This window comes from Stenotrophomonas nematodicola (genome assembly GCF_009467805.1).
In the GTDB taxonomy this organism is placed as follows: domain Bacteria; phylum Pseudomonadota; class Gammaproteobacteria; order Xanthomonadales; family Xanthomonadaceae; genus Stenotrophomonas; species Stenotrophomonas nematodicola.
This window is the reverse complement of sequence record NZ_WIAY01000004.1, coordinates 69,840-93,831: the sequence shown is the minus strand read 5'-3', so window position 1 is coordinate 93,831 and position 23,992 is coordinate 69,840. Positions and strand designations below refer to the sequence as shown.

Annotated in this window: 22 protein-coding genes and 2 tRNA genes; 11 read left to right on the top strand and 13 right to left on the bottom strand. The window is 67.7% G+C overall.

The genetic code is table 11. The features are described from left to right. Positions 1 to 87 precede the first annotated feature (87 nt). The gene (locus tag GDJ08_RS13280) at positions 88 to 405 is read left to right on the top strand and encodes a DMT family transporter (protein WP_136004601.1); all 318 of its coding nucleotides are present in this window, start codon (positions 88 to 90) and stop codon (positions 403 to 405) included. 37 nt (positions 406 to 442) lie between these two features. Here the strand turns inward: GDJ08_RS13280 and coq7 are convergent, their stop codons facing one another. Next, a complete protein-coding gene (gene coq7, locus GDJ08_RS13275) occupies positions 443 to 1,087 on the bottom strand; it encodes a 2-polyprenyl-3-methyl-6-methoxy-1,4-benzoquinone monooxygenase (protein ID WP_017354547.1) in 645 nt (214 codons plus the stop codon). 183 nt (positions 1,088 to 1,270) lie between these two features. On the opposite strand from coq7, the gene rplM reads away from it, so the two are divergent. Beyond that, positions 1,271 to 1,699: a 50S ribosomal protein L13 gene (gene rplM / locus GDJ08_RS13270; protein ID WP_017354548.1), complete on the top strand. Its 429-nt coding sequence runs from the start codon at positions 1,271 to 1,273 to the stop codon at positions 1,697 to 1,699. 2 nt (positions 1,700 to 1,701) lie between these two features. Next, a complete protein-coding gene (rpsI, locus tag GDJ08_RS13265) occupies positions 1,702 to 2,094 on the top strand; it encodes a 30S ribosomal protein S9 (RefSeq protein WP_017354549.1) in 393 nt (130 codons plus the stop codon). Positions 2,095 to 2,336: 242 nt separating this feature from the next. On the opposite strand, the gene GDJ08_RS13260 is transcribed toward rpsI, so the two are convergent. Then, positions 2,337 to 2,411 (bottom strand) — tRNA-Gln (locus GDJ08_RS13260). Positions 2,412 to 2,461: 50 nt separating this feature from the next. After that, positions 2,462 to 2,538 (bottom strand) — tRNA-Met (locus tag GDJ08_RS13255). 120 nt (positions 2,539 to 2,658) lie between these two features. On the opposite strand from GDJ08_RS13255, the gene GDJ08_RS13250 reads away from it, so the two are divergent. From GDJ08_RS13250 to bfr, 3 genes are all read left to right on the top strand, one after another. After that, positions 2,659 to 3,276, top strand: a complete 618-nt coding sequence (locus GDJ08_RS13250) for an RNA pyrophosphohydrolase (protein ID WP_017354550.1) — start codon at positions 2,659 to 2,661, stop codon at positions 3,274 to 3,276. A gap of 109 nt (positions 3,277 to 3,385) precedes the next feature. Then, the gene (locus GDJ08_RS13245; RefSeq protein WP_026070525.1) at positions 3,386 to 3,595 is read left to right on the top strand and encodes a (2Fe-2S)-binding protein; all 210 of its coding nucleotides are present in this window, start codon (positions 3,386 to 3,388) and stop codon (positions 3,593 to 3,595) included. 146 nt (positions 3,596 to 3,741) lie between these two features. Next, positions 3,742 to 4,212, top strand: coding sequence for a bacterioferritin (bfr, locus tag GDJ08_RS13240; protein ID WP_017354552.1), 471 nt, complete (start codon positions 3,742 to 3,744; stop codon positions 4,210 to 4,212). 19 nt (positions 4,213 to 4,231) lie between these two features. Here bfr and GDJ08_RS13235 read toward each other — a convergent pair whose 3' ends face one another. The 3 genes from GDJ08_RS13235 to GDJ08_RS13225 form a co-directional block, all read right to left on the bottom strand. Then, positions 4,232 to 6,532 carry an ATP-binding protein gene (locus tag GDJ08_RS13235; protein WP_423669138.1) on the bottom strand — a complete coding sequence of 767 codons (2,301 nt, stop codon included), beginning with the start codon at positions 6,530 to 6,532 and terminating at the stop codon, positions 4,232 to 4,234. Between the two features lie 53 nt (positions 6,533 to 6,585). Next, the gene (locus GDJ08_RS13230; RefSeq protein ID WP_017354554.1) at positions 6,586 to 8,445 is read right to left on the bottom strand and encodes an EAL domain-containing protein; all 1,860 of its coding nucleotides are present in this window, start codon (positions 8,443 to 8,445) and stop codon (positions 6,586 to 6,588) included. 67 nt (positions 8,446 to 8,512) lie between these two features. Then, positions 8,513 to 9,154 (bottom strand): DUF4126 domain-containing protein, encoded by a 642-nt coding sequence (locus GDJ08_RS13225; RefSeq protein WP_017354555.1) that lies wholly within the window; start codon positions 9,152 to 9,154, stop codon positions 8,513 to 8,515. Between the two features lie 184 nt (positions 9,155 to 9,338). Between GDJ08_RS13225 and GDJ08_RS13220 the strand changes: the two genes are divergently transcribed. From GDJ08_RS13220 to ampE, 5 genes are all read left to right on the top strand, one after another. Beyond that, positions 9,339 to 10,073, top strand: a complete 735-nt coding sequence (locus tag GDJ08_RS13220) for a DUF6776 family protein (protein ID WP_017354556.1) — start codon at positions 9,339 to 9,341, stop codon at positions 10,071 to 10,073. A 6-nt stretch (positions 10,074 to 10,079) separates the two neighbouring features. Next, positions 10,080 to 10,544: a bactofilin family protein gene (locus tag GDJ08_RS13215; RefSeq protein WP_017354557.1), complete on the top strand. Its 465-nt coding sequence runs from the start codon at positions 10,080 to 10,082 to the stop codon at positions 10,542 to 10,544. 46 nt (positions 10,545 to 10,590) lie between these two features. Beyond that, a complete protein-coding gene (erpA, locus tag GDJ08_RS13210) occupies positions 10,591 to 10,980 on the top strand; it encodes an iron-sulfur cluster insertion protein ErpA (protein ID WP_017354558.1) in 390 nt (129 codons plus the stop codon). 59 nt (positions 10,981 to 11,039) lie between these two features. Continuing rightward, a complete protein-coding gene (gene nudC / locus GDJ08_RS13205; protein WP_153165043.1) occupies positions 11,040 to 11,945 on the top strand; it encodes an NAD(+) diphosphatase in 906 nt (301 codons plus the stop codon). 119 nt (positions 11,946 to 12,064) lie between these two features. Continuing rightward, positions 12,065 to 12,958, top strand: coding sequence for a regulatory signaling modulator protein AmpE (ampE, locus tag GDJ08_RS13200; RefSeq protein ID WP_017354560.1), 894 nt, complete (start codon positions 12,065 to 12,067; stop codon positions 12,956 to 12,958). Positions 12,959 to 12,991: 33 nt separating this feature from the next. On the opposite strand, the gene GDJ08_RS13195 is transcribed toward ampE, so the two are convergent. The 7 genes from GDJ08_RS13195 to GDJ08_RS13165 form a co-directional block, all read right to left on the bottom strand. Further along, a complete protein-coding gene (locus tag GDJ08_RS13195; RefSeq protein WP_026070527.1) occupies positions 12,992 to 13,420 on the bottom strand; it encodes a DUF2752 domain-containing protein in 429 nt (142 codons plus the stop codon). Between the two features lie 79 nt (positions 13,421 to 13,499). Then, the gene (locus GDJ08_RS13190) at positions 13,500 to 13,778 is read right to left on the bottom strand and encodes a CD225/dispanin family protein (RefSeq protein ID WP_017354562.1); all 279 of its coding nucleotides are present in this window, start codon (positions 13,776 to 13,778) and stop codon (positions 13,500 to 13,502) included. A 43-nt stretch (positions 13,779 to 13,821) separates the two neighbouring features. Beyond that, positions 13,822 to 14,112 carry a CD225/dispanin family protein gene (locus GDJ08_RS13185; RefSeq protein WP_026070528.1) on the bottom strand — a complete coding sequence of 97 codons (291 nt, stop codon included), beginning with the start codon at positions 14,110 to 14,112 and terminating at the stop codon, positions 13,822 to 13,824. Between the two features lie 224 nt (positions 14,113 to 14,336). Further along, complete coding sequence (locus GDJ08_RS13180) at positions 14,337 to 16,226, bottom strand: MFS transporter (protein ID WP_017354564.1); 1,890 nt, start codon at positions 16,224 to 16,226, stop codon at positions 14,337 to 14,339. Between the two features lie 86 nt (positions 16,227 to 16,312). Then, the gene (yccS, locus tag GDJ08_RS13175; RefSeq protein ID WP_017354565.1) at positions 16,313 to 18,490 is read right to left on the bottom strand and encodes a YccS family putative transporter; all 2,178 of its coding nucleotides are present in this window, start codon (positions 18,488 to 18,490) and stop codon (positions 16,313 to 16,315) included. Positions 18,491 to 18,569: 79 nt separating this feature from the next. Further along, positions 18,570 to 20,639 (bottom strand): TonB-dependent siderophore receptor, encoded by a 2,070-nt coding sequence (locus GDJ08_RS13170; RefSeq protein WP_136004597.1) that lies wholly within the window; start codon positions 20,637 to 20,639, stop codon positions 18,570 to 18,572. 217 nt (positions 20,640 to 20,856) lie between these two features. Next, complete coding sequence (locus GDJ08_RS13165) at positions 20,857 to 23,979, bottom strand: efflux RND transporter permease subunit (protein WP_017354567.1); 3,123 nt, start codon at positions 23,977 to 23,979, stop codon at positions 20,857 to 20,859. Between the last annotated feature and the right edge of the window lie 13 nt (positions 23,980 to 23,992).

Genomic DNA, 23,992 nt, shown 5'->3' with positions numbered 1-23,992 from the left:
GTGTGAAAACACCGGGCCGTTGTGCGTTTTTACGGCCGCCTCGCGGGGCGACCGGTATCTGTTCTGTTCATGATGAGGAGTACCCCCATGCCCTGGATCTATCTGCTGCTGGCCGGCCTGTTTGAAATCGGGTTCGCCCTGGGCCTGAAGTACAGCGATGGCTTCACCAAGCCCTGGCCGACCGTGGCCACCATCATTTCGGCGGCGATCAGCCTGTATCTGCTGACCCAGGCGCTGCGGACCATCCCGGTCGGCACCGGCTATGCGATCTGGACCGGCATCGGCGCGCTGGGCGTGGCCACGCTGGGTATTTTCCTGTTCGGCGACAGCGCGTCGCTGCCGCGCCTGGCCTGCATCGGCCTGATCGTGGCCGGCGTGATCGGCCTGAAGCTCGTTTCCGGCTGAGGTCGCCCCGCCGGCGCCAAGCCGCTGCCGAGGGGCCTTACAGCCGGTAGGCGATGGTCTTCATGACCTTGGATGCCAGCGCCATCACGCCCGGAATCGGCGGGGGCAGCGTGCGGGCGCCGGCATGCTCGGCGTGGTCGGCATGGCGGGCCTCGTCGATTTTCATCACCTTGAGGATCTCGCGGCTGCGCAGGTCTGCCGGCGGCAGGGTGTCCAGGTGTTCGTCCAGGTGCGCTTCCACCTGGCGCTCGGTCTCCACCACGAAGCCCAGGTTCCAGCCGTCCCCACGCAGGCCGGCCAGGGTGCCGATGGTGTAGCTGCCGGCGTACCAGATCGGGTTGAACAGGCTGGGACGACTGTCCAGCTCGCGCAGGCGCTGCGCGCACCAGGCCAGGTGGTCGGTCTCTTCCTGGGCGGCGTCCAGCAGGTGGGCGCGGGTCTGCGCCTCGCGGGCGACGGCCGCCTGGCCGAAATACAGGCCCTGGGCGCAGACCTCGCCGACATGGTTGATCCGCATCAGGCCGGCGGCATGCCGGCGCTCGCGGTCGTCCATCTGCACGTCCGGGGTCGCCGCGGCCGGATACGGGCGGCTGGCCGGCGGATTGCCGAACACCGTGTCCAGCGCGCGTTGGGCTTCGGTGAGCAGGTGGTCGAGCGGGGTGGTCTGGCGGATCGCGGTCATGCGGGGGAGAGGCGTCGCGGCGGGGGTGGTTGATTCTCGCCCCCTGGGGCCGATGTGCCAAGCCGCGTGGCGGGGCGGCTTGCATGTGGCAGGAAGGGCCAGTACAATCCCGCCTCTTCACAACGCGTGGCAGAGTTCCGGCCGTTCAGCGCCGCAATGAGCCCGACCTACTTGAGTTCTTTCATGAGCACTTTCACTGCAAAGTCCGAGACCGTCCAGCGCGACTGGTATCTCGTCGACGCTTCCGGCAAGACGCTTGGCCGTCTGTCCACCGAACTGGCCCGCCGTCTGCGCGGCAAGCACAAGCCGGTTTACACCCCTCACGTTGATACCGGTGATTACCTGGTTGTCATCAATGCAGAAAAGATTGCCGTCACCGGCAACAAGCTGCAGGACAAGCTGTACCACCGCTTCACTGGCTACATCGGCAACCTGAAGACCGAAACTCTGGCCCAGGCGCTGGAGCGCCACCCGGAGCGTGTCATCGAGACCGCCGTCAAGGGCATGCTGCCGAAGGGCCCGCTGGGCCGCGCCATGTACCGCAAGCTCAAGGTGTACTCGGGTTCCGAGCACCCGCACGCCGCTCAGCAGCCTCAGGTTCTGGATATCTAATCATGGCTATCACGCAAAACTACGGCACCGGCCGCCGCAAGTCCTCCACCGCCCGCGTGTTCCTGCGCAAGGGCGCCGGCAACATCACCGTCAATGGCCGTCCGCTGGACGAGTTCTTTGGCCGTGAGACTGCACGCATGATCGTGCGTCAGCCGCTGGAACTGACCAAGAACACCGAATCGTTCGACATCATGGTCACCGCCGCTGGCGGCGGCACCACCGGCCAGGCCGGTGCGATCCGCCTGGGCATCGCCCGCGCGCTGGTCGAGTACGACGAAACCCTGAAGTCCGAGCTGCGCAAGGCTGGCTTCATGACCCGTGACGCCCGTGAAGTCGAGCGTAAGAAGGTCGGCCTGCACAAGGCACGTCGCGCCACCCAGTTCTCCAAGCGCTGATCCATCGCGCCTGGTGTGGGATCCCTCGGGATCCCCCTGGGAAAAGCAAAAGCCCGGCTTCGGCCGGGCTTTTGTCGTTCTGGATGACGGGGGGTGCGGGTCGCTGGCCGGCCACCAGGGGTTGCCTTCGATGTCCATGATGCGCCGGTCGCGGGCGGCAACCGGAACGTGCTGCCGATATTGCCCATTCAATGCGCACAAAACAAAAGGCCTGATCTTTCGATCAGGCCTTTTGTCATATTTGGCTGCCCCGGATGGATTCGAACCACCGAATGCCTGAGTCAGAGTCAGGTGCCTTACCGCTTGGCGACGGGGCAATATGTGCGTGCAAGTATTGCACTTTTTCCCTACAAAACCAAGCAGAACTTGGTGGCTATGGGTGGACTCGAACCACCGACCCCAGCATTATGAGTGCTGTGCTCTAACCGGCTGAGCTACATAGCCTAGGGAGCCGGTAATTCTGGAGATGTATTCGGAATCTGTCAACACTTTTTCACCGTGCTTGTGAGTGGGCAGCCGCCGTGGCACAGTCCCGGCCAGTAGATTTTTCTAGGAGTCCGCATCGTGATCGATCCGGACGGCTATCGACCGAACGTCGGCATCGTGCTGATGCGGCAGGACGGGCAGGTGTTCTGGGCACGACGTGTGCGCCGGGATGGCTGGCAGTTCCCGCAGGGCGGCATGAATACCGATGAGACGCCGGTGGAAGCCATGTATCGCGAGTTGCAGGAAGAAACCGGGTTGTTGCCCGAGCACGTCGAAGTGCTTGGTGCCACGCCAGGGTGGCTTCGCTATCGGTTGCCGGCACGGGCCATCCGCCGCAATGAACGTCAGGTCTGCATCGGCCAGAAGCAGGTCTGGTTCCTGCTGCGCCTGGCCGGCGACGAATCCCATGTGAAGCTGGACCACACCGACAGCCCCGAGTTCGATCAGTGGCGGTGGGTGGATTTCTGGTACCCGGTCGAGCACGTGGTGATGTTCAAGCGGGGCGTCTATGCGCGCGCGCTGCGGCACCTGGCGCCCCTCGCGCGGGGAGTGGCAGGGACCGGGGTGGAATCGATGCCCAAGACCGCACAGGAGGCCTGGATGCCGGGCAATGCGGCGGGCCATGACCGGCCCCGCAAGCGGTTGCCGAAGCGGGGCTACTGGCCGCGCAAGGCCAAGGGCGAGCCCGGGGCCTGACCCGGTACACTGAACCGTATCGAGAATGATTCAGCTTCGAAATTGACAACCATTCTCGTTTCGATTGGAATGGCGGCAGGCCATCCCGGCCTGCCTGCCGAGTCCGCACGTGTACGTCTGCATCTGCAATGGGGTAACCGACCACCAGATCCGCGAAGCCGCCCATAGCGGTGTCGCCAGCGTGTCCGAACTGACCATGCGCACTGGCTGCGGCGCCACCTGCGGTTCCTGCCTGGACATGGCGGCGGACCTGCTGGCCAAGGCCCGGGCCACCCACGACCTGCCGCTGCCGGTACTGGGTCTGGCGCAGGTCGCCTGACCGCGTCCGCCAGGCCGAGGCCTGGCTCCTCACGCACCTTCTCCACGCCGCACCCACGCCCGCGCAACTGGGGTTGATTCGCGTTCCTTCATGAGTCGCCGCGAAGCGCTACAGTGCGCGCGTTTCCACGCAGCAGGAGCACGCTCATGAAGGGCGACGCCAAGGTCATCGAATTCCTCAACAAGGTCCTCTACAACGAGCTGACCGCGATCAACCAGTACTTTCTGCACGCCAAGATGCTGAAGAACTGGGGCCTGAAGGAGCTGGCCGACCACGAGTACAAGGAATCGATCGAAGAGATGAAGCACGCGGACATCCTGTCCGACCGCATCCTCTTCCTCGAAGGGCTGCCGAACTTCCAGGCGCTGGGCAAGCTGCGCATTGGCGAGAACCCGCGCGAGATCCTGCAGTGCGACCTGGCGCTGGAGCGCGATGGCGTGGTCACGCTGCGCGAGGCGGTGGCGTATGCCGATTCGATCGCCGACTACGTGAGCCGCCAACTGTTCGTGAAGATCCTCGAATCCGAGGAAGAGCACATCGACTGGCTGGAAACCCAGCTGGATCTGATCGACCGCATTGGTGAGCCGAACTACCTGCTGACCAAGATCGAGGACTGAGCTGCCGGCGGCACGCGCCTCAGTGACCCTGGGGAGCGTGCAGGCGGGCCAGATACCCGCCCAGCGCGATGCGGGCGCGGGCGAATTCCGCGATGAGCAGCGCCACGGCCACGGCCGGGCGCTCCAGCGTGCCGGCGCGTGCGTCGTGTTCGATCCGGCGCGCGGCCGCCGACAGCGCCAGTGCCCCCACATTGGCGCTGGCCGACTTGAGGCTGTGCGCGAGCGCGCGCAGTTCGGGCAGGTCGGCTGCCACCGAGGCTTCCTGCAACTGGCGGATCAGTGGCGGCGTATCGTCGAGGAAGACGCCGATGATCTGCGCAGTGCCGGCGCCGATCACCTCCAGCAACTCATCCAGCACCTGGGCATCAAGGACGGGCAGGGCGGCGGACTCTTCGGCCGGATCGGCCGCGATGGCCGACAACAGCGCCGCGTCATCTTCCCAGGCCTGGGGCACGTCGGCCGGCGGCGCGATGGCGACGACGGCGTCCCCGAGCGATGCACGCGGCGCGTGCCAGCGCAGCAGGCAGGCCTGCAATGACTCGCGCTGGATGGGCTTGGAGAGATAGTCATCCATCCCGGCCTGCAGGCAGCGCTCGCGGTCGCCGGCCATCGCGTTGGCGGTCATCGCCACGATCGGCAGGCGCGCGGCATGGCTGCCGGCTTCATGTTCGCGCCAGCGCCGGGTTGCGGTGTACCCGTCCAGCACCGGCATCTGGCAATCCATCAGCACGATATCCACGGCATGCGCGTGCAGGTGGCGCAGCGCCTGTTCGCCGTCCTGGGCGGTGCTGACCTCGCAGCCCAGCACCTGCAACAATCGCTGCGCGACCAGCAGATTGACCGTGTTGTCCTCCACCAGCAGCACGCGCAGGCCGAGCGGCGACTCGCTGGGCGTGGCCGGGGCCGGCGCGGCATCGGCCAGCAGCGGCGCCGGGCGTGCCGAGGCGGCCTGGGGGCGCAGCAGCGCATGCAGGGCGGTGTCGGCGGCCTCACGTGGCAGGGCGTGTGCCTGGGCCATCAACGCGGCGCCGGGTGGCTCCTGACCGTGCAACCACAGCAGCTTCACGGGGGGCGTACGCACACCGTGGACCACTTCGCGATGCAGCGCCGCCGCACTGTGGCGCACCGCGTCGAGATCGGCGATTACCCATGCGAGGGTCGGGTCGATGCCCGGGCGCTGCGGCGCGCGCAATGCGTCCACTGCATCGGCGGCTGATTCCATCGCGTGCAGGCGGATGTCGTGGTGCTCGAGCACGCGCTCCAGCCGCTGGCGCTGCAGCGGGTCGCGACCGACCAGCAGGGCACGGGTGACGGTGATGCCTGCGGCGGGCAGGTCGCCCAGCACCTTGAGCAGGGGAATCTCGCACCAGAACGTGGCGCCGCGCCCGGGCGTCGAGCTGACCCCGATGCGGCCGTGCATCAGGTCGATGATGCGCTTGCAGATCGCCAGCCCCAATCCGGTGCCGCCGTACAGACGGGTGGTGGAGGCATCGGCCTGGCTGAAGGACTGGAACAGGCGCGCCTGCAGGGCTTCGTCGATGCCGATGCCGCTGTCCACGACCTCGAAGCGCAACTGGTGCTGGGCGTTGGTTTCGCCCTGCCGCAGGACGCGCAGCCGGATCTGGCCGCGCTCGGTGAACTTGATGGCGTTGACCAGCAGATTGCTCAGCACCTGCCGCAGCCGCACCGGATCGCCGCGTACCGACAGGCGCACTGCCGGGTCCAGCTCCAGCGAGACGCGCAGGCCTTTGGGCTCGGCCGCGCGCTGCATCAGCTGCACCAGCCCGTCCAGCAGCTCGCGCAGGTTGAAGGTGGTGATCTCCAGGTCCAGGCCGTTGGCCTCCAGCCGGGAGTAATCGAGGATGTCGTCGACGATGCGCAGCAGCTGCTGTGAGCTGGCCGTGGCGGTCTGCAGCATCTGCCGCTGGTCGCTGCCGAGCTGGCCACGCGCGATCAGGTCCAGCATCGGCAGAATGCCGTTGAGCGGGGTGCGGATCTCATGGCTCATCGTGGCCAGGAACTCGCCCTTGGCCAGGGCGGCGGCTTCGGCGGCCTGTTTGGCGGCGAGCAGCTCCTGCTCCAGCAGCTCCTGCTGCTGCATCCGCTGCTGGATACGGTCGCGCTCCTCGCCCAGTGCGTCGCTCTGGCGCTGCAACCGGGCAAGGCGGTCCTGCGCATCGCGCCAGCGATGGACGCCGACGATGGCCGCACCCAGCGTCAGCGCGGCGGTGGCGGCTGCGATGGCGGCCCACGGGCCGTTGGCACCGGCCACGGTCATCGCACTGGCGGTGGCCGACAGGGCCGCGGACATCGCGGCGATCCACAGGGCCACCGGCACCTGCAATGGCGTTGCCCGTCCGTGGGGCGCCATGATCACAACGCCGCGTTGTGGAAGTCGAAGTTCAGGTCGCTGCCCGCCGACTGCACCATGTTGCCCTGGATGAAGTCCACGCCGCCCATCCACATCGCAGCGGCGGCCTGCGGGTCTTCGATCTGCTGGCCGATGATCTGCAGGCCGGCACGGTGCGCCATCTCGATCGCCGCCCGCAGTTCGTCACGGGTCGTCTGGTTGGCGTGGCTGCTGGAGAAGCGCGCGGCCATGCGCACGAACGCGATCGGCAGCTGGGTAAGCAGCGCATTGGCCTCGCTGCCAGGCTCGAACTGGCTCAGGCAGAAGCGCACGCCGGCCGCGCTCAGGCGCAGGCAGAACTGCTGCAGGGTGACGGTGTGGATCAGGGCATCGGGCAGGCGCACATCGATCACCACCGCATGGCCCGGGAGCTGGCGCTGCGCCAGCGATTCGAGCAGCCAGTCGGCGAAGGCGTCGCGCGCCAGCGTACGCAGCGACTGCGACACGAACAGGTGCAGCGGCTGGGTGGCATGGCGGTACAGATCGAGCAGGCCCAGCGCATGGTCGAGCACCTGCTGGTCGAGGTCGGCGATGCGCCCGGCCGCTTCGGCCGCCGGGATCACCTGGCCGGCGGCCAGAACGGTGCCGTCGGCCTGGCGCAGGCGCAGCAGCACCTGGTACTGCGCGGTGTTGCCCCCGGCCACGGCCACGATCGGCTGGTAGGCCAGTTCCAGCTGGCCCTCGAGCAGGGCCAGGTGCTCCTGTGCGGCAACGTCCTCGCGACGCACGTAGGCGGCGATGCCAGCGCTGAGCAGGCGGGCCTGCAGCGTGGTGCGCTCGACCGCTTCCAGTGCGCTGCCCGCATCGGCGAAACCGGGCGAGAGCTGGGCGTGGCCGACCACGCCGCGCAGGTGCACCGACTCGTCGTCGCGGATCACGAACGCGCGGGCCGACAACTGCTCGCGCAACGCGTGGGCCAGGCTGTCCAGATCGTCTTCATCGATGCCGCGTGCGAGGACCAGGAAGCTGTTGTCGTTCAGGCGTGCCAGCAGGTGCGGTTGGGCGGCATCGGCCAGGCGTTGTCCGGCCTGCACCATCAGGCGCTCGAACGCGGCATAGCCATAGCGCTCGCGCAGGCCCAGCGCGCTGGCGATTTCAATGAAGTACAGGCCGCCACGGTCGCGGTGCGACAGCGATGCCGCCAACTGTTGCATCACGTGGTGGCGCGTGGGCAGGCCGGTCTCGGGGTTGTTCATGGCCGGCGCGCCGTGCGCACCCGGCAGCGTGGCGGCCTGAGCCCTCGCGCGGCGGATGCGGTTGGACACCGCCGCGATCAGATGACGTGGCCGGATCGGCTTGCTGAGGAAATCGTCGGCGCCGCTGTCCAGCACCTCGAACTGGCGCTCCGGGTCGGGATCGCCACTGAGGAAGACGATCGGCAGCAGCTGCTGGCCAGGCTGCTGGCGGATCAGCGCGGTCAGGCGCATGCCGTCCAGGCCGGGCAGGTGGAGGTCCATCAGGATCAGGTCGGGGCGGTGTTCGGCGATGGCCTGCTGCACGCCTTCCGCATCGGCGTGGACCAGTGCTTCCATGCCCGCGCCATGCAGCACGCTCTGCGCGAACAGCGCCTGCGAACGGTCGTCCTCGACAATCAGCACGCGGTAGGGAGCCTCGGCGGCCAGCGGCAGTGCGTCGGGTTCGACCGGGTGCAGCGGCGGCGTCGCTGCGCCCGGCCCGCCGGCAGGCATCAACGGCACCACGTTGCTGGGCAACGGTGGGGGTGCCGAAGCGCCCGGCGCATCGACCCAGCGCTGCCAGTGATCGGCGGGCGGGGTTTCGGCGCGCGTGGCGCGGGCGGATGCAGCGTTGTCGTTGACGGCCATCGGTACTCCCAGTGTGCGTCGCAATTATGCGACGAACCATCGCGTTGGTTGCGCGTCGCCCTGGCCGTCAGCCACCTGGCCCCGGGGGCAAAACGCCGGGATGTGCGCTGCTGCCCGTTTTGTCGGCGGGCTGACCGAGCAGCCAGCGCATGCCACGCCACAGGGCGCGCCACACCCACCACACGATCAGCGCCCCGATCAGACTGCAGGCGATCACCACGATCAGCGCCAGCCACGGATGCGCCAAGGCCAGTGCAAGGCCGCCCACCACCACCGTGTCTTCTGCCGCCGAGGCGATCCAGTTGCTGGCCGGCTCGGGCGAGGTGTTCAGCAGGGCGCGGGTGCCGGCCTTCAGGCCGTGGCTGGCCAGCGCGACCCCGGCACCGGCGGCCAGGGCGGTGCCGCTCAGCTCACCGTTGGGCGAGAGCGTCGCGGCGGCCAGGAAGGCGCCCGCCGGCACCCTGGCCAGGGTCTGGACCAGGTCCCAGGCCGAATCCACCCCGGGAATCTTGTCGGCGAAGAACTCGGCGATGGCCAGGGTCGCCGAGGTCCCCAGCACCCAGTACGACTCGGTGGCCTGCAGCGCGGGGGGCAGTTCCACCCACCCGAGCAGCCCGGCCAGGCCGACGCCGAACACGGTCAGGTACACCCGGATGCCGGCCAGCCACGCCAGCAGGATGCCGATCACAAACAGATGGGCGTCGGTCACGGCACGTGCTCCCGCTGCGAAATGTGCACAGGGCCACACTATCGGGGATGACGACGATGAACGCCACCGCCGCCTGTCCCGCCGGGTGGGGGAATTGGCGGCGTCCTGACTTACACTAGCCCGTCGATCGTTCCAACAGGGGCCGTGGCGGTGTCGCCGGACAGGCGGCGCAGCGGAAACAGCCATGAACAACCGCACACCTTCCCGTATCCAGATCCGACTGCCGGGCCGTCCGCCCGTGCAGGACCGCAAGCGCCTGCTGGTGCTGGGCGGCATCTGGCTGCTCAGCCTGGTCCTGGCCGTGCTGGCCGGCCGCTGGCTGGGCGCGCCGCATGGCGATCCCGGTCGCCAGCTCGATGCCGCCGAGGCGCGAGCCGAGACGCTGCAGAAGCAGGTGGTGGAGCTGCAGCAGCGGCAGGCCACGCTGCAGGCGTCCGACCGCATCAGCCGCGCGGCCAACACCGAAGTACAGGCCTCGCTGGCCGAGCGCGACGAAGAGATTGCGGGCCTGCGCGCCGATGTGGCGTTCTACGAGCGCTTGGTGGGCGCCACCAGCCAGCGCAAGGGCCTGAACACCCACTCCATTGAATTCTCCCCGGAAGCCGGCGGCACCTGGCAGTACGCCGTGGTGCTGACCCAGAACCTCAACCGGGGCGCCATCAGCCAGGGCCAGATGCGGTTCTCGGTGGAAGGCGTGAAGGGCGGAAAGCTGACCACGGTCAGCTGGGACGAGCTGCACCAGCGCACCAAGGTGCCGGGCCAGGACTATTCCTTCCGGTACTTCCAGCAGCTCACCGGCAGTGTGATCCTGCCGAAGGACTTCACCCCGCAACGTGTGCGGGTCACGCTGGGCAGCGCGGGGGGCGTTACCCAGGTATTCGATTGGAAGCAGGCGGGGACGCCGGCGAAAGGGGAGTAAGCATTCATGTTCGGAAGCAACAAATCCAACCGCGATGGTCATCTGGTGGTGGACGCCCTGATCGGCGCCCAGGTGGTGATCCGCGGTGACGTCGAGTTCAGCGGTGGCCTGTATGTGGAAGGCACCATCCTGGGCAAGGTGATCGCCCAGGACGGCGCGGCCAACGCCACCCTGACCGTGGCCGAGCACGGCACGATCGAGGGCGAGATCCGCGCCCAGGTGGTGGTCATCAGCGGCCGCCTGGACGGCGATGTGCATGCCACCGAGCGGGTCGAGCTGACCCCGACCGCCCGGGTCACCGGCAACATCCACTATCAGGTGGTGGAAATGAACGCCGGCGCGCAGCTGACCGGCCGCCTGATCCACGCCAGCGCGCCGCAGATGGCCCTGCCGCCCCCGGCCGACGAGGCCCCGGCCGGCAACGGCAAGGACGGCAGCGCCCGCAGGAAGCTGGCCGAGGCGATGGCCTGAAGGGCCTGCGCTTGAAACCGTGCTCATGCACCCCCATGCTGGTGGCATGAGCACGCTTGTTTCCCTGCCCGGCGCCCCCGCCGCCGCGCCGAACTACCAGTCGCTGGACCGTCCGATGAACTTCACCGAAGCCGCCGCGGCCAAGGTCAAGGAACTCATCCAGGACGAGGACAACGCATCGTTGGCCCTGCGGGTGTACATCCAGGGCGGCGGCTGTTCCGGGTTCCAGTACGGGTTCGAGTTCGACGAGAACCGCGCCGACGACGATCTGGCCGTGCAGACCAACGGCGTTACGCTGCTGGTGGATCCGTTGAGCCTGCAGTATCTGATGGGCGCCGAGGTGGACTACACCGAAAGCCTCACCGGTGCGCAGTTCGTTATCCGCAATCCGAACGCGAAAACCACCTGCGGGTGCGGCAGCAGCTTCAGCATGTAATCCGCGCCCGGGTGCCGATGCCGCTTGCCAGTATCGGCGAATGTGGGCAGGCTCTTCGGATGTCCAGACTTCCTTCGCAGCTTTCCGGTTTCGCCTTTGTGAGCGAACCGTTGGAGCGCGCCGATCCGCTGCGCGATGACGCCGATGCGTTGTCGCGGCTGTGGGCGGACGCGCGCATTCTCGTGCTCGACCAGGACGGCACCGCGCTGGCCGGTGATGACGGCCAACCCCTCGCGCTGACCGGTGCGCAGGTCGGTGGTGGCCCCGGCACGGCGATCTTCCTCGGCCTGCGCGGGCAACAGGCCTGGTTCTCGATGGAAGCGGCGGCGGTGGATGTCACCGCGCCGCAGCGCGTGGACCTGCGCCAGTCGGCCGTGACCTGGTCGGCCGCCGATGCCAGCGCGTTCTGCTATGCCCGCGGCATGTCCTATTGGCAGTCGCGCACGCGCTTCTGCGGCGTGTGCGGCGGCGGCATCACCTTCTCGCGCAGCGGCTTCATCGGCCGTTGCGGCCAATGCAGCACTGAGCATTACCCGCGGGTGGACCCGGCGGTGATCGTGGCGGTGGAAAACCAGGGCCGCCTGCTGTTGGGCCGGCAGGCCAACTGGGCGCCGCGCCGCTATTCGGTGCTGGCCGGCTTCGTCGAGCCGGGCGAGTCGCTGGAGCAGACGGTGGTGCGCGAAGTGTTCGAGGAAAGCCGCGTGCGCGTGCGCGACTGCCGTTACCTGGGCACCCAGCCGTGGCCGTTCCCCGGCGCCTTGATGCTGGGCTTCAGCGCAACCGCCGAGGACGACCTACCGACCGTGGACGGCGAGCTGGAGGACGCGCGCTGGTTCACGGCCGAGGAAGTGGGGGCGGCCCTGGCGCGCGACGTGCACGACGATGGCGAGGGCATCCGCCTGTCGCCGCCGATTTCCATTTCGCGCAGTCTGATCGAGCACTGGTACCGGCAGCAGGTGGCCTGATCCCGCCGGGCGTTGCCGCTGGCTGAACACGTGCCGGCGTACATTACCAACGGCCCGGGGAATTCCCCGGGCGCAGGGCATAGTAGCGGCGCGTTCCAGAACCCGAGCCGGAGGCTTACATGTTCACCACCCTGGTAGCCGTGCTGGTTGCGTTGGCGCTGGGCCACGTCGCGCCTTCGGCGGCGGTTGCGCTGCGCCGGTTCGGCCTGTTCCGGCGCTGGCTGCAATGGCTGGATGCGCATGCCGCCGACGGCGGCGTCTGGCGTGGCCGCTACGGCGCCATCGTCGCGCTGCTGCCGTTCGTGCTGGCGTTGGGGCTGCTGCAGTGGCTGCTGCACGACCGCCTGTTCGGCCTGCCCTCGCTGCTGTTGGGGGTGCTGGTCCTGGTGGTGTGCTGGGGCCCGCGTGACCTGGACCGGGACGTGGAAGCGGTGATCGACGCAGACGATGCGCACACCCGCCATGCGGCGATCGCGCAGTTGCAGGCCGCCGGAGGCAGCCTGCAGGAGGATGTGTCTTCGCTGGTCGAAGCGACCGTGGTGAACGCGCTGCGGCGCTGGTTCGCGGTGCTGTTCTGGTTCCTGCTGCTGGGGCCGGTCGGGCCACTGCTGTATCGCCTGCTGGCCCTGATCGCGGTGGGGCCGATGCGGTCGCTGGCCAGTGCCGAGAGCGTGGCCGGCGCGCGCGTGGCGCTGTCGTGGCTGGAATGGCCGGTGGCGCAGCTGATGTCGCTGTCGATGGCGCTGGTCGGCAACTTCGATACCGCCTTCAAGGCCTGGCGCAGCGCGCACGGCCATCAATGGACGCTGTCCACCGTGTTCCTCGGAGCGGTGGCGCGCGCCAGCGTCAGTGCCGAGCTGCGCGAGGATGCGCATGACTACAGCGATGCGGGCATGGTGCCGGTGTGGCGCCGCCTGCCGGAGCTGCGCGATGCGATGAGCCTGGTGTGGCGGATGCTGCTGCTGTGGATGGTGGTGCTGGCGCTGCTGGTGATGGCCGGCTGGGTGACATGAGCCGTACCCACCGTAGCGCCGGGCTCTGCCCGGCTAGCTGATCGGCGCAAGCGCGGTGAACGGTGCCCACGGCAGGTTGCGCAGCACGGCATAGCCGATCAGCAGCACCAGCCAGAACATCGGGCTGGCGAGGACGCGCATCAGCGGGTCCAGCGCACGCATGCGCACACCGGCACCGTTGAGCAGCATCAGCAGCAGGAACGGCAGCGAAATCACCAGCAGGGGATTCATTGCCATCGCGCCCTGCCAATCCAGGTGCACCAGCGAATAGAGGCAGCGGGTACTGCCGCAGCCCGGGCAGTACAGGCCGGTCAACGCGTACAGCGGGCAACCGGGCAGCGGGCTGTTGCTCGCGTACGGGCTGACGTGGCGCAGCACGACGGCCGCACCGGTGGCCAGGCTGGCGGAGATCGCCAGCGGCGCCCAGCGGGTCAGGCGGGACCGGGAAAGGGATGGGGACATCGGAAACGGCATCCTGCAAAGACGAACGGCCCGGTCCGGGCACCCTGCGGTGCACGGAACCGGGCCGTTGCGACCACGATCAGTAGCTCGAGCCGCTCAGCGCGCCCAGGCCGCCCATCGCCATGATGAAGCCGAAGTACAGCACCATGCCGACGACGGCGATGATGGCCGACCACATGGCCCACTTCTTGGCCTTGTCCGACGATTCACGGGCACCGGCGATGTCGCCAGCGGCCAGTTTGCCGTTGACCTGGGCGGCATACACGATCGACACAATGCCGGCCGGCAGGCAGCAGAACAGCGTGGTCAGGATGGCCCAGACGAGGTTGTTGGGTACTTGGGGTGAGGTGGCATTCATGGGTGAAACTCCATTTTTCTTGGGTGGGTTGAGCGAGGGTGGATCACAGGTCGGAAAGAGCGCCCAGCGCGGCCATGCCGCCGAACAGCCCGAACCACAACAACAGCAGTACCGGCGCGACAAGTGCGGACGCCAATGCCCACCACCCCGCCTTGCGGGATGCGTCGTAGGCGCCTTCCAGATCGCCGACCGCACGACGGCCGTCCACCTGTGAGGCGTACACGATCGACACCACACCCAACGGCAGGCAGCAGAACAGCGTCGTCAGGATCGCCCAGACCAGATAGTTGGGGACCACGACGGCCGGTGGGGTCAGTGGTGGCGGGTGGTTCAAGTGCTACTCCATTCCTTTGGTAGTCCGGCAACATCACCAAATGCCGTCCGGACACCCCCTATAGGGGGGTAATCTACCCGATGTTGCGACGCGATGTATGCGTTTACAGCGACGCCGATGCGCGGCACGTCGACCGGGGCCGTGCCGCAGACGGCACGCTCGCGGATTTTGCCGGCATTTGCGTCGCGATCCGGGCGCGTTGCGCACGTCCCGGCGGCCGGTCGTCAGCCCTGGTTGGCGCGCAGGACACGCACCTGCGCTTCCAGCTGTTCGGCGCTGGCGCTGGCGCCGTCTACCGGGGGGCCGGCAACGACCTCGACATGGGCGCGGAACCGGCGCGGCACCCGCATCCGGCCAAGCCGCGTGTCGCGACGGCTCCACATGCTGGCCCACATGCCCCGCAACGCCATCGGCACCACCGGCACCGGGCGCCGTTCGAGGATCTTCTCGACGCCGGATTTGAACGCGGCCATCTCCCCGTCCCGGGTCAGCGCCCCTTCGGGGAAGATGCAGACCAGCTCGCCCCCGGCCAGCGCGTTGTCCACCTCGTCGAAGGCCGCCTGCATCAGCGCGGGATCTTCGCGGGCGCCGGCAATCGGAATCGCTTTGGCGGTCCGGAAGATCCAGCGCATGACCGGAATGTTGAAGATCCTGTAGTACATGACGAAACGCACCGGACGCGGAATCGTCGCCGACAGGATCAGCGCGTCCATGTAGCTGACGTGGTTGCACACGATCAGTGCCGCGCCGTCGTCGGGGACGTTGGCCTCGATGCCGTGCAGGCGCAGCCGGTACAGGGTGCGCACCATGACCCAGCTGAGGAAGCGCATCAGGAATTCGGGGACGATGGTGAAGATGTAGATCGCCACCACGGCATTGGCGATTGCCAGGGCCAGGAACAGTTGCGGAATGGTCCAGTGCAGGAACTTCTGCGTGACCAGCGCGATCATCGCCGCCGCCACGATGAACCCGGAGTTCTGGATGTTCAGCGCCGCGAACACGCGCGACATCTCCGACTTCGGCGTGCGGCTCTGGATCAGGGCGAACAGCGGCACCACAAAGAAACCGGTGAACAGGCCGATGCCGATCAGGTCGATGATGATGCGCACACTGCCCGGTTGCGCGGCGAACTCGGCCACCCCGAGGCCCGCCGCCGTGGCGGTGCCGGCACGGGCGAAGTACAGGTCGAGCATGAAAGCGGTCATGCCGAACGCGCCGAGCGGCACCAGGCCGATCTCCACTGTGCGGCCGGACAGCTTCTCGCACAGCAGCGAGCCTGCGCCGGTGCCCACCGAGAACAGTGCCAGCGCGAAGATGTACAGGGTGGGCTCGCCGCCCAGGTTGACCACCGCGTAGGTGGGCAGTTGCGAAGTGAGCATGGTGCCCACGAACCAGAACCACGACACCCCGAGAATGGCGTTGCGCACGGCCTTCTGCTTCCTGGCCAGACGCAGCACGGCCAGTGATTCGGGCAGTGGGTTCCAGTTGATCCTGAGGTCGGGAGCGCCGGCATCGACCTTGGGGATCATCCGTGCGGTGACGTTTCCTGCCACCGCCAGCGCGATCACCGCGGTGGCCGCCACTACCGGCCCGTAGCTGCCGGCCAGGGTGAAGATGATGCCGCCGCTGATCATGCCGGTCAGGATCGACATCGAGGTGCCCATCTCGACCAGCCCGTTGCCACCGGTGAGCTCCTCGGGCCTGAGCACGGACGGCAGCACCGAGTACTTCACCGGCCCGAACAGCGTGGACTGCAGGCCGGTGCAGAACAGCGCCACCAGCAGCACCGGCATGCTCTGGGTCAGGAACCCGACCGCCGCCAGCGACATGATCGCGATCTCCATCGTGGTGGTGATCACGATCAGGCGCGACTTCTCCAGCTTTTCCGCGATCTGGCCGGCCAGCGCCGAGAACAGGAAGTAGGGCAGGATGAAGATGGCCGGCGCCAGCGTGGTGTACAGCGACTGTTCGGCCTGGCTGACGCCGAGGTAGAACAACAGGCCGATGATGGCCTGCCGGTACACGTTGTCGTTGAATGCGCCCAGCGACTGGACGATGAAGAACGGCAGGAAACGACGCTGCCGGAGCAGGGCGAACTGGCTATGGCCGGACATGGGGACTCCTTGCGAACCGGCAGACTACCATTCCACGGCGCAGCCATGACATCGGCACGGCGCCGGTCCATGTGCCGCCGCCGCGCTCAGCGCAGCGTGCGTTCGGCCTCGTTGGCGGCGCCACGCAGCTTGGGGAGCAGGCGCAGCATCAATCCCATCTGGGTGCGGATGAGCTGCAGCTTGGGCGGCATCTCCTCGCCGATCTGCTCCAGCTGTTCGGCCAGGGCGCGGTCGCCGTCGTTGTCGTTCTCGGCCACCGGCTGGCGCTGCTCGAGCGCGGCAGCGATCTGCTGCATGGCCTGCTCCACGCGCTCGCCGCCGGCCAGGGCCAGCGGGTCCTGCCCGTAGCTGTCCAACTGCGCGCGGTGCGCGCCCAGCGCCGAGAGATGGCCGAGCAGGGTGTTGGACAGCGCCAGGAAGCGGAAACCCGCATCCAGGTTGCGGCGGACGTGGCCGGGCTCGCGCAGCATGTTCGACAGCGCGGTGGACAGGGCGGCATCGGCGTTGTGCATGTCACGCCGTGCGATCCGGTACGCCAGGTCGTCCTGCATGCCACTGCCGTACTGGCCGAGCACGGCATGCAGGTAGCGTGCGCAGTTGGACAGCACCCGCGCCATCACTTCGTTGAGGCGCCGGCCCTGCCAGTCGGGCAGGATCAGGAACGCGGCCGCCGCGGCAATGCCGCAGCCGATCAGGGTATCCACCAGGCGCGGCCAGATCAGCAGGAAGCCGTCGCCAATCAGGTTGAAGCAGGTCAGGGCCATGACGGTGATCGCCGCCGAGGCCACCAGGTAGCGATCGCTGCGGGTAAAGAAGAACAGCAGCGCCGACAGCAGGGCGATCAGCAGTTCGATGCGCAGGTCCTGGAAAAGCTGCATCAGCGCCCAGGTCAGCACCAGCCCGATCAGTGTGCCGGCGATACGCTGGGCCAGCCGCTGGCGGGTCGCGCCGAAATGCGGGCGGCACACGAACACGATGGTGAGCAGCACCCACGAGCCGTTCTGCGCGTTGAACAGGCGGATGGCGGCAAAGCCCACCACCAGCGCCAGGGCCATGCGCAGGCCGTGACGGAACAGCACCGACCCCGGCGTGAGCTGCTGGCGGATGCGCACGAGCATTTCGCGCAACGTATGCGGGTTGGTGTCGCGCAGGCGGGTGTCGACGTTGTCCAGCGTGGATTCGGACTGCGCCGCTTCCGACAGCCGGCGCTCGATGCTCTGCAGGTTGTGGCCAAGCAGGTCCAGCGAGGACAGCAGGCGCTGCCACTGAGGGTTGTGCTGCGCCCGCAGCCAGGCAAGCGAATCGGTGAGGTCGGCATTGGCCTGGCGGGTCCGCTCGCCATACTCGAACGGGCGGCGCATGCGGATGGCCTGGCCAAGCTGGGCGCAGGCTTCGCCCTGCAGCGCCAGCAGGCGCTGGCAGCGGTATAGGACATCGCTGTGGAAGAAGGCGTCGGTGAGCGCGCCATAGGGGTAGTGGGAGGAGCTGGCGCGCTCGTGGAAATCCTGCGCCATGTAGTACAGGCGCAGGTACAGTCCCGACTGCACGCCGGGCCGGCCGGAGCGGCCAAACCGCGCAAGGATGGCGACCTTGGCGATGTTCAGCGCTTCGACCACGCGCCGGTTCTGTTCGGCCAGGGCAAGCTGGCGCTGCTGCAGGTCGGCATCGCGCACGGGTTCGAACAGGTCGGCCTTGAGCTGCAGGTAGCGGCCGAGTTCGACGAACAGGCGGGCCAGGCGTTCGCGCACCGGACGGTTGGCGAACAGGGCGGTCCACAGGATGGACAGCAGGCCATACCAGAGGGCACCGGCGAGCAGGTGGCTGACGGCGGCGATGGCCTGGGCACGGTCGCTGGCGCCATGCTGTTCCAGGCCGATCATGGTGTAGATGGCCAGGGTGACGGTGGCCTGCGCGATGGAGGCGTAGCGCTCCCCCAGTGCGCCGAGCAGGGTCAGCCCGAAGGTGGAGATGGCCAGGGCAGTGATGAACAGCCACGGCCACGGGAACAGTTCCACCACCGCGGCGGCGGCGATGACGAAGCAGAGCAGCGAGAGCGCGACCGATTTGGTGCGGCCCCACCAGTTGTCGTCGGTTTCGGCAATGGCGCTGGCGATGATGCCCAGGAACACGCCGGGCAGCGCGGGCAGCTGGTCCAGAGACCAGCAGAGCCCCATCGCCGCCGACAGCGCGATGAATACCCGCAGCCCATAGCTGGCTTTCTCATGGGCCCAGAGGCGGCTGAGGCGGGATTCTCGGACGGACATGCGGACTCGTGGCGCGGGGGCGCCTCATTATTGCGTCATTGCAGTGAATGCTGCATCCCGGCGCCGTCACGCCCTTCGATTACAGATCGAACCGCACGCTGACGGCGACGCTGCGCGGCAACCCGACACCGGCGTTGGACCAGTACGTCCTGTTGGTCAGGTTTTCCACGCCCGCGCGCCAGGTGACCGGATGTCCGTTGGCCTGCATGCGGTAGCCGATACCGGCATTGAACAGGGTGTAGTCGGGCAGCTTCAAGGTGTTCTCGACGTTGTAGTAGACATCGCCGTAGTAGCGGGCCAGTGCGTACAGGCTCAGGCCATCGATCTGCGGCACGCTGTAGTCGGCGTGCACGACGCCGTTCCAGCGTGCCGCACCACTGGCACGGTTGCCTTGGTTGGCGGCATTGTCGGGCGAGAGCCTGTCGTAGATCGGGTCGAGCCACGTGACGCCGCCGCCGACGGTGAGGGCATCGCTCAGGCGCACGGTGCCGCTCACTTCCACCCCTTCGTACAGGGTGACGCCGTCCTGCACCAGCTGCTTGCCGGCGCCGGTGAGCCGGTCGATGGTGGCGCCGCGCTCAAGGCGGAAGGCCGCTGCGTTTGCGTTCCAGCGCGGGGTCTCGATCTTGGCGCCGATCTCGAACTGCCTGCTGAGGGTGGGGTCGAGCACCTCGCCGGCGTTGATGTAGTCCGAACCGACCCGGCTGCCTGCTTCCAGCGATTCCACGTAGCTGGCGTACAGGGTGACGGCGTCGGCCGGCTTGTACATCACCGCGTAGGTCGGGGTGACCGGGTAGGTGTGGTAGGCGCCCTTGTTGTGGAAGTCGTTGTAGCGCGCACCGGCCAGCACCGACCAGCCGCGGCCGAGTGCCACGGTGTCGCTGACGAACACGGCCTGCTGCACGGTTTCGCTGCCGCGGGTCAGCACGCGCGAGCCGACCGGGTCATGGCGCAGGGTGGGGCGCTGGTAGAGGTTGCCGCGGCCAATGGTGTTCCATTCGTACGGGCGATCCCAGCCCAGGCTGGTCTGGTGCGACATACCGGCCACCAGCTGGTGCGACAGCGGTCCCGTGCGGAAGCGGCCCTGCACGATCGCCTGGGCCTGTTTCCACTCGCTCCTGCCGCCAAGCTCGTAGGTGTTGACGTTGTAGTCACCGTTCACGTCGTCGATGTAGGCGAAGACCTTGTTGACGTCGTTCCAGGAGGTGGTCACGCCGTAATTCAGGCTGGCCTTCCAGTCGCTGTTGATCTGCCAGTCCAGGCCGGTCGACAGCAGGCTGGAGCGGGTGTCGTAGTAGGTCCCGTCGATGCTGTTGTCGACGTCGCCGGCGATCGGGCGCGGCAGGGTGGTCAAGCCGATGAAGTAGTACTGCGGCGATTCGTTGCCGAGGTCGCGCTGCTGGAACACGCCGTCGAAGGTCCAGGTGAGCCGGTCGCTCAGGCGGGCATCCAGCGACACTGCACCGACCTTGCGGTCCACCTCGCCACCGTTGAAGGTTTCGCCCTTCTCCTGGTAGGCATTGAAGCGATAGCCGAACATGTCGTCGTTGCCACCGCGGCCGCCGATATCGATCTGCCCGCTGACGATGCCCTGCTCACGCCACCCCAACTGGGCGGCGAAGGTCGGGGTATCGGTGGGCTTTTTGGTCACATAGTTGACGATGCCGCCTGGCTGGCCGAAGCCGTACATGAAACCGCCCGGACCCTTGAGCAGTTCGACCTGGTCCATCACTTCCAGCGGCCACTCCGTGCCCCACGACGAGACCTGCAGGCCGTTGACCCGGTAGCTGTCGTAGCTGAGGTCGATGCCACGGTTGCGGACCGGCGAGCTCCAGCCGCTGGCATAGGCGCTGACCTGGGTGACCACGGACGGATCGGTCAGGAAAGCTTCGCCGAGCGCGACAACCTGACGCTTCTCGAGGTCGTCGCGGCCCACAACCGAGATCGCAAAGGGGGTATCGCGCACGGGGCGGTCGCCCAGTGCGCCGGTGGCGGTGTGGGTGCGCTCGGCGGTGACCCTGATCGCGTCCAGGTCGGTGGCCGAGCGTACGCGCGGAGCGCTGTCGGGAGTGGATTGCGCGTGGGCGGCGCAGGCAGCGGACAGGGCCACGGCCAGGGCGGCCAGACGGGGCAGGGGAGCGGACAGCATCGTTTTTTCCTTGGCGGACAGCACAGGACCGTCCGCGATCATGGGATGGCAGGAGAGGGGTCGATGGCTGGATCGCGCAGGCTGGCCGCAGAGGGGCAGCGGGTGCATCGCCGAGGGATGCAGGACCGTGGCTGGAGGCGAATTGTTGTTGTTTGGCTACCCCGGCGTCAAACCACCAGGGTTCATGCAGCGCTGCCGGCCCGAGGCCGGCAGCGGGTCAGGCGGGTCTGGCCCGCTTGAGCAGCTTCTTCTCGCGGCGGCGTTCGCGGCGCGCGACCCAGCGCTCGCGCAGGCACGAGAAGATCACGTACAGCGCCGGCGTGCTGAGCAGGGTCAGGCTCTGCGAGAACAACAGGCCGCCGATCATGGCGATGCCCAGCGGGCGTCGCAGTTCGGAACCTTCGCCCAGCCCGATCGCCAGCGGTACGGCGGCCAGGATGGCCACCATCGTGGTCATCATGATCGGCCGGAAGCGCACGATGCTGGCCTCGCGCACCGCATCGCGCGGGCTCATCCCGCGTTCGCGCTGGGCCACCACGGCGAAGTCGATCATCATGATCGCGTTTTTCTTGACGATGCCGATCAACAGCACCAGCGCGATCATCGAGATCACCGACAGCTCGGTGTTGGTCACAAACAGCGCCAGCAGCGCACCCACGCCCGCCGCCGGCAGGGTGGACAGGATCGTCACCGGATGCACCAGGCTTTCGTACAGCATGCCCAGCACCAGATACACGGTGATGATCGCGGCCAGCACGAGGATCAGCATCGAGTTGGGGTTGAGCTGCACGTTGAAGCCGCCCCCGTCGCTGATGCGGATGTCGCCGGGCAGGCGCAGCCCGTCCACGGTGGCCTTGACGATCGCCTCGCCCTCGCCGGTGCTGACGCCCGGTGCGAGGTTGTAGCTCAGGTCCATCGTGGTGTACTGGTTCTGGTGGGTGATCTGCGGCGGTGCCAGCCCCGGGACCTGGTGCGCCACTGCGGTCAGCGGAATCATCTCGCCATTGCCGGCGCGCACGTGGATTTCGTCCAGAGCCCGCGGGGTGGCCGTCTGCTCGGGCAGCGCGTTGACCACCACGCTGTACTGGTTGATGTCCGAGTAGATGGTCGAGATCTGGCGCTGGCCGAACGCGCCGTACAACGCGCCATCGATCGCGCCCACCGACACGCCCAGGCGCGCGGCCTTGGCGCGGTCGATCTGGATGTTCTGGCGCAGGCCAGCCGTATCCACATCGGTTCCAACGTCGCGCAGCTTGGGGTTCTTCTTCAGCGCGGCCTGCACCTTGGGCAGCCATTCCTGCAGCTGGGCCAGGTCGTTGCCCTGCAGGGACACGCGGTACTGCGCGCCCTGGCTGTTGCCGCCGCCGCCGTCGCTGGGCAGGTCCTGGATGGCGCGCAGGCGCAGCTGCAGGTCCGGATAGCGGTCGGCCTTGGCGCTCAACCGCGCCAGTGCCACGGCCGTGGTTTCCTTGCGGCCTTCCTTGCGCGTTTTCAGTTCGATGTTGAACTGCGCGCTGGAGCCCTGGCGGCCGCTGCCCAGGCGCACGCCGACGGTCTTCACTGCCGGATCGGCCATCAGCATGTCGGTGATGCGGCGCTGGCGGTTGACCATGTCCTCGAAGGAAACCGTGGCGCTGGAGTTGGCGCGGCCCCAGATCAGGCCGGTGTCCTGCGCCGGGAACGAGCCCTTCTTGACCGCGCCGCCAAGCATGACGGTGGCCACGATCAGCAGGATCGGGGTCAGCGCCAGCAGCAGCGCGTGCCGCAGCGAGAAGTCCAGGCAGACGGTGTAGAGGCGCAGCATGCGGTCGTGCATGCCATCCAGGAAGCGGCCGACCCGCGACGGCGTCTCCGGCGCGGCGTGCGCGCTCAGGAAGCGGCTGCACAGCGCGGGGGTGAGGGTCAGCGAGACGATCATCGAGACCACGATCGCCGCCACCAGGGTGATGGTGAATTCGCGGAAGAACGCCCCGACCATGCCGCTGGCGAACAGCAGCGGGATGAACACCGCGACCAGCGAGGCGGTGATGGAGACGATGGTGAAGCCGATCTCGTGCGCGCCGGTCAACGCCGCCTGCATGCGGGGCATGCCCTCGTCGAGATGGCGCATGACGTTCTCGATCACCACGATCGCATCGTCGACCACAAAGCCGATCGCGATCACCAGCGCCAGCAGGCTGAGGTTGTTCAGGGTGAAGCCGAACACGTACATCACCAGCGCCGCACCGGCCAGCGACAGCGGCACGGTCACCGCGGCGATCAGGGTCGGTGCCAGCCGGCGCAGGAACAGCGCCATCGTCAGGATCACCATCGCCAGGCTGATCAGCAGGGTGATCTGCACTTCATGCAGCGACGACCGGATGGTCGGCGTCCGGTCGAAGTACGGGGTCATCGTGGTGCCCGGCTGCAGGTAGTCGCGCAGCATCGGGATCTGCGCCTTGACCCGGTCCACCGTCTCCACGATGTTGGCGCCGGCACGGGTGAACACGTACATCACCACCGCCGGTTTGTGGTCGAACCAGGCGGCCTGGTAGGCATCCTGCTGGCCATCGTAGACGTTGGCCACGTCCTTGAGCCGGATCACGCGGCCATCGTCCTGGGTCTTGATGACCAGGTTGGCAAAGTCGGCGGCACGCGCCACCGAGTCGTTGGCGATGATCGCGGTGGTGGTGTTGCCGTCGGTGAGGAAGCCGGTCGGGGAGGTCACATTGGCCGCGCGCACGGCGTTGCGCAGGTCGTCCGGGGTCAGGTTGAGTGCGTTGAGCAGGCGCAGGTTGACGTCCACGCGCACCGCCGGGGTGGAGGCACCGGCGATGTCGACCGAGGACACCCCGCCGATCTGACGCAGCCGCTGGGCCAGCAGCGTATCGGCCACGTTATACAGCTCGTCGGCCGACTGGGTCTGCGAGGTCAGCGCGATGGCGATCACCGGATCGTCGTTCGGGTTGGCCTTCTGGAACATCGGCGAACCCAACCCGGAGGGCAGGTCGGACTGGGCCGAGTTGATGGCGGTCTGCACGTCCAGTGCCGCCGAGTCGATGTCCACGCCACTCTGGAAGATCATGAAGACCAGCGAGCTGCCTTCCGAACTCGATGAGCGCATCTGGTCCACGCCCGGCAGCTGGCCGAGGTGCCGCTCCAGCGGCGCGGTGACCGTCGAGGCCATCGTGGTCGCGTCCGCGCCGGACTGGCTGGCGTGGACGAAGATCACCGGAATCTGGATGTTCGGCAGCGCCGACACGCCCAGCTTCAGGTAGCAGAACAACCCGACCACGAACAGGCCGATGGCCAGCAGCGCGGTGCCGATCGGGCGACGGATGAACGGCCCGGAGATGTTCATGCGCGCCCCTCCA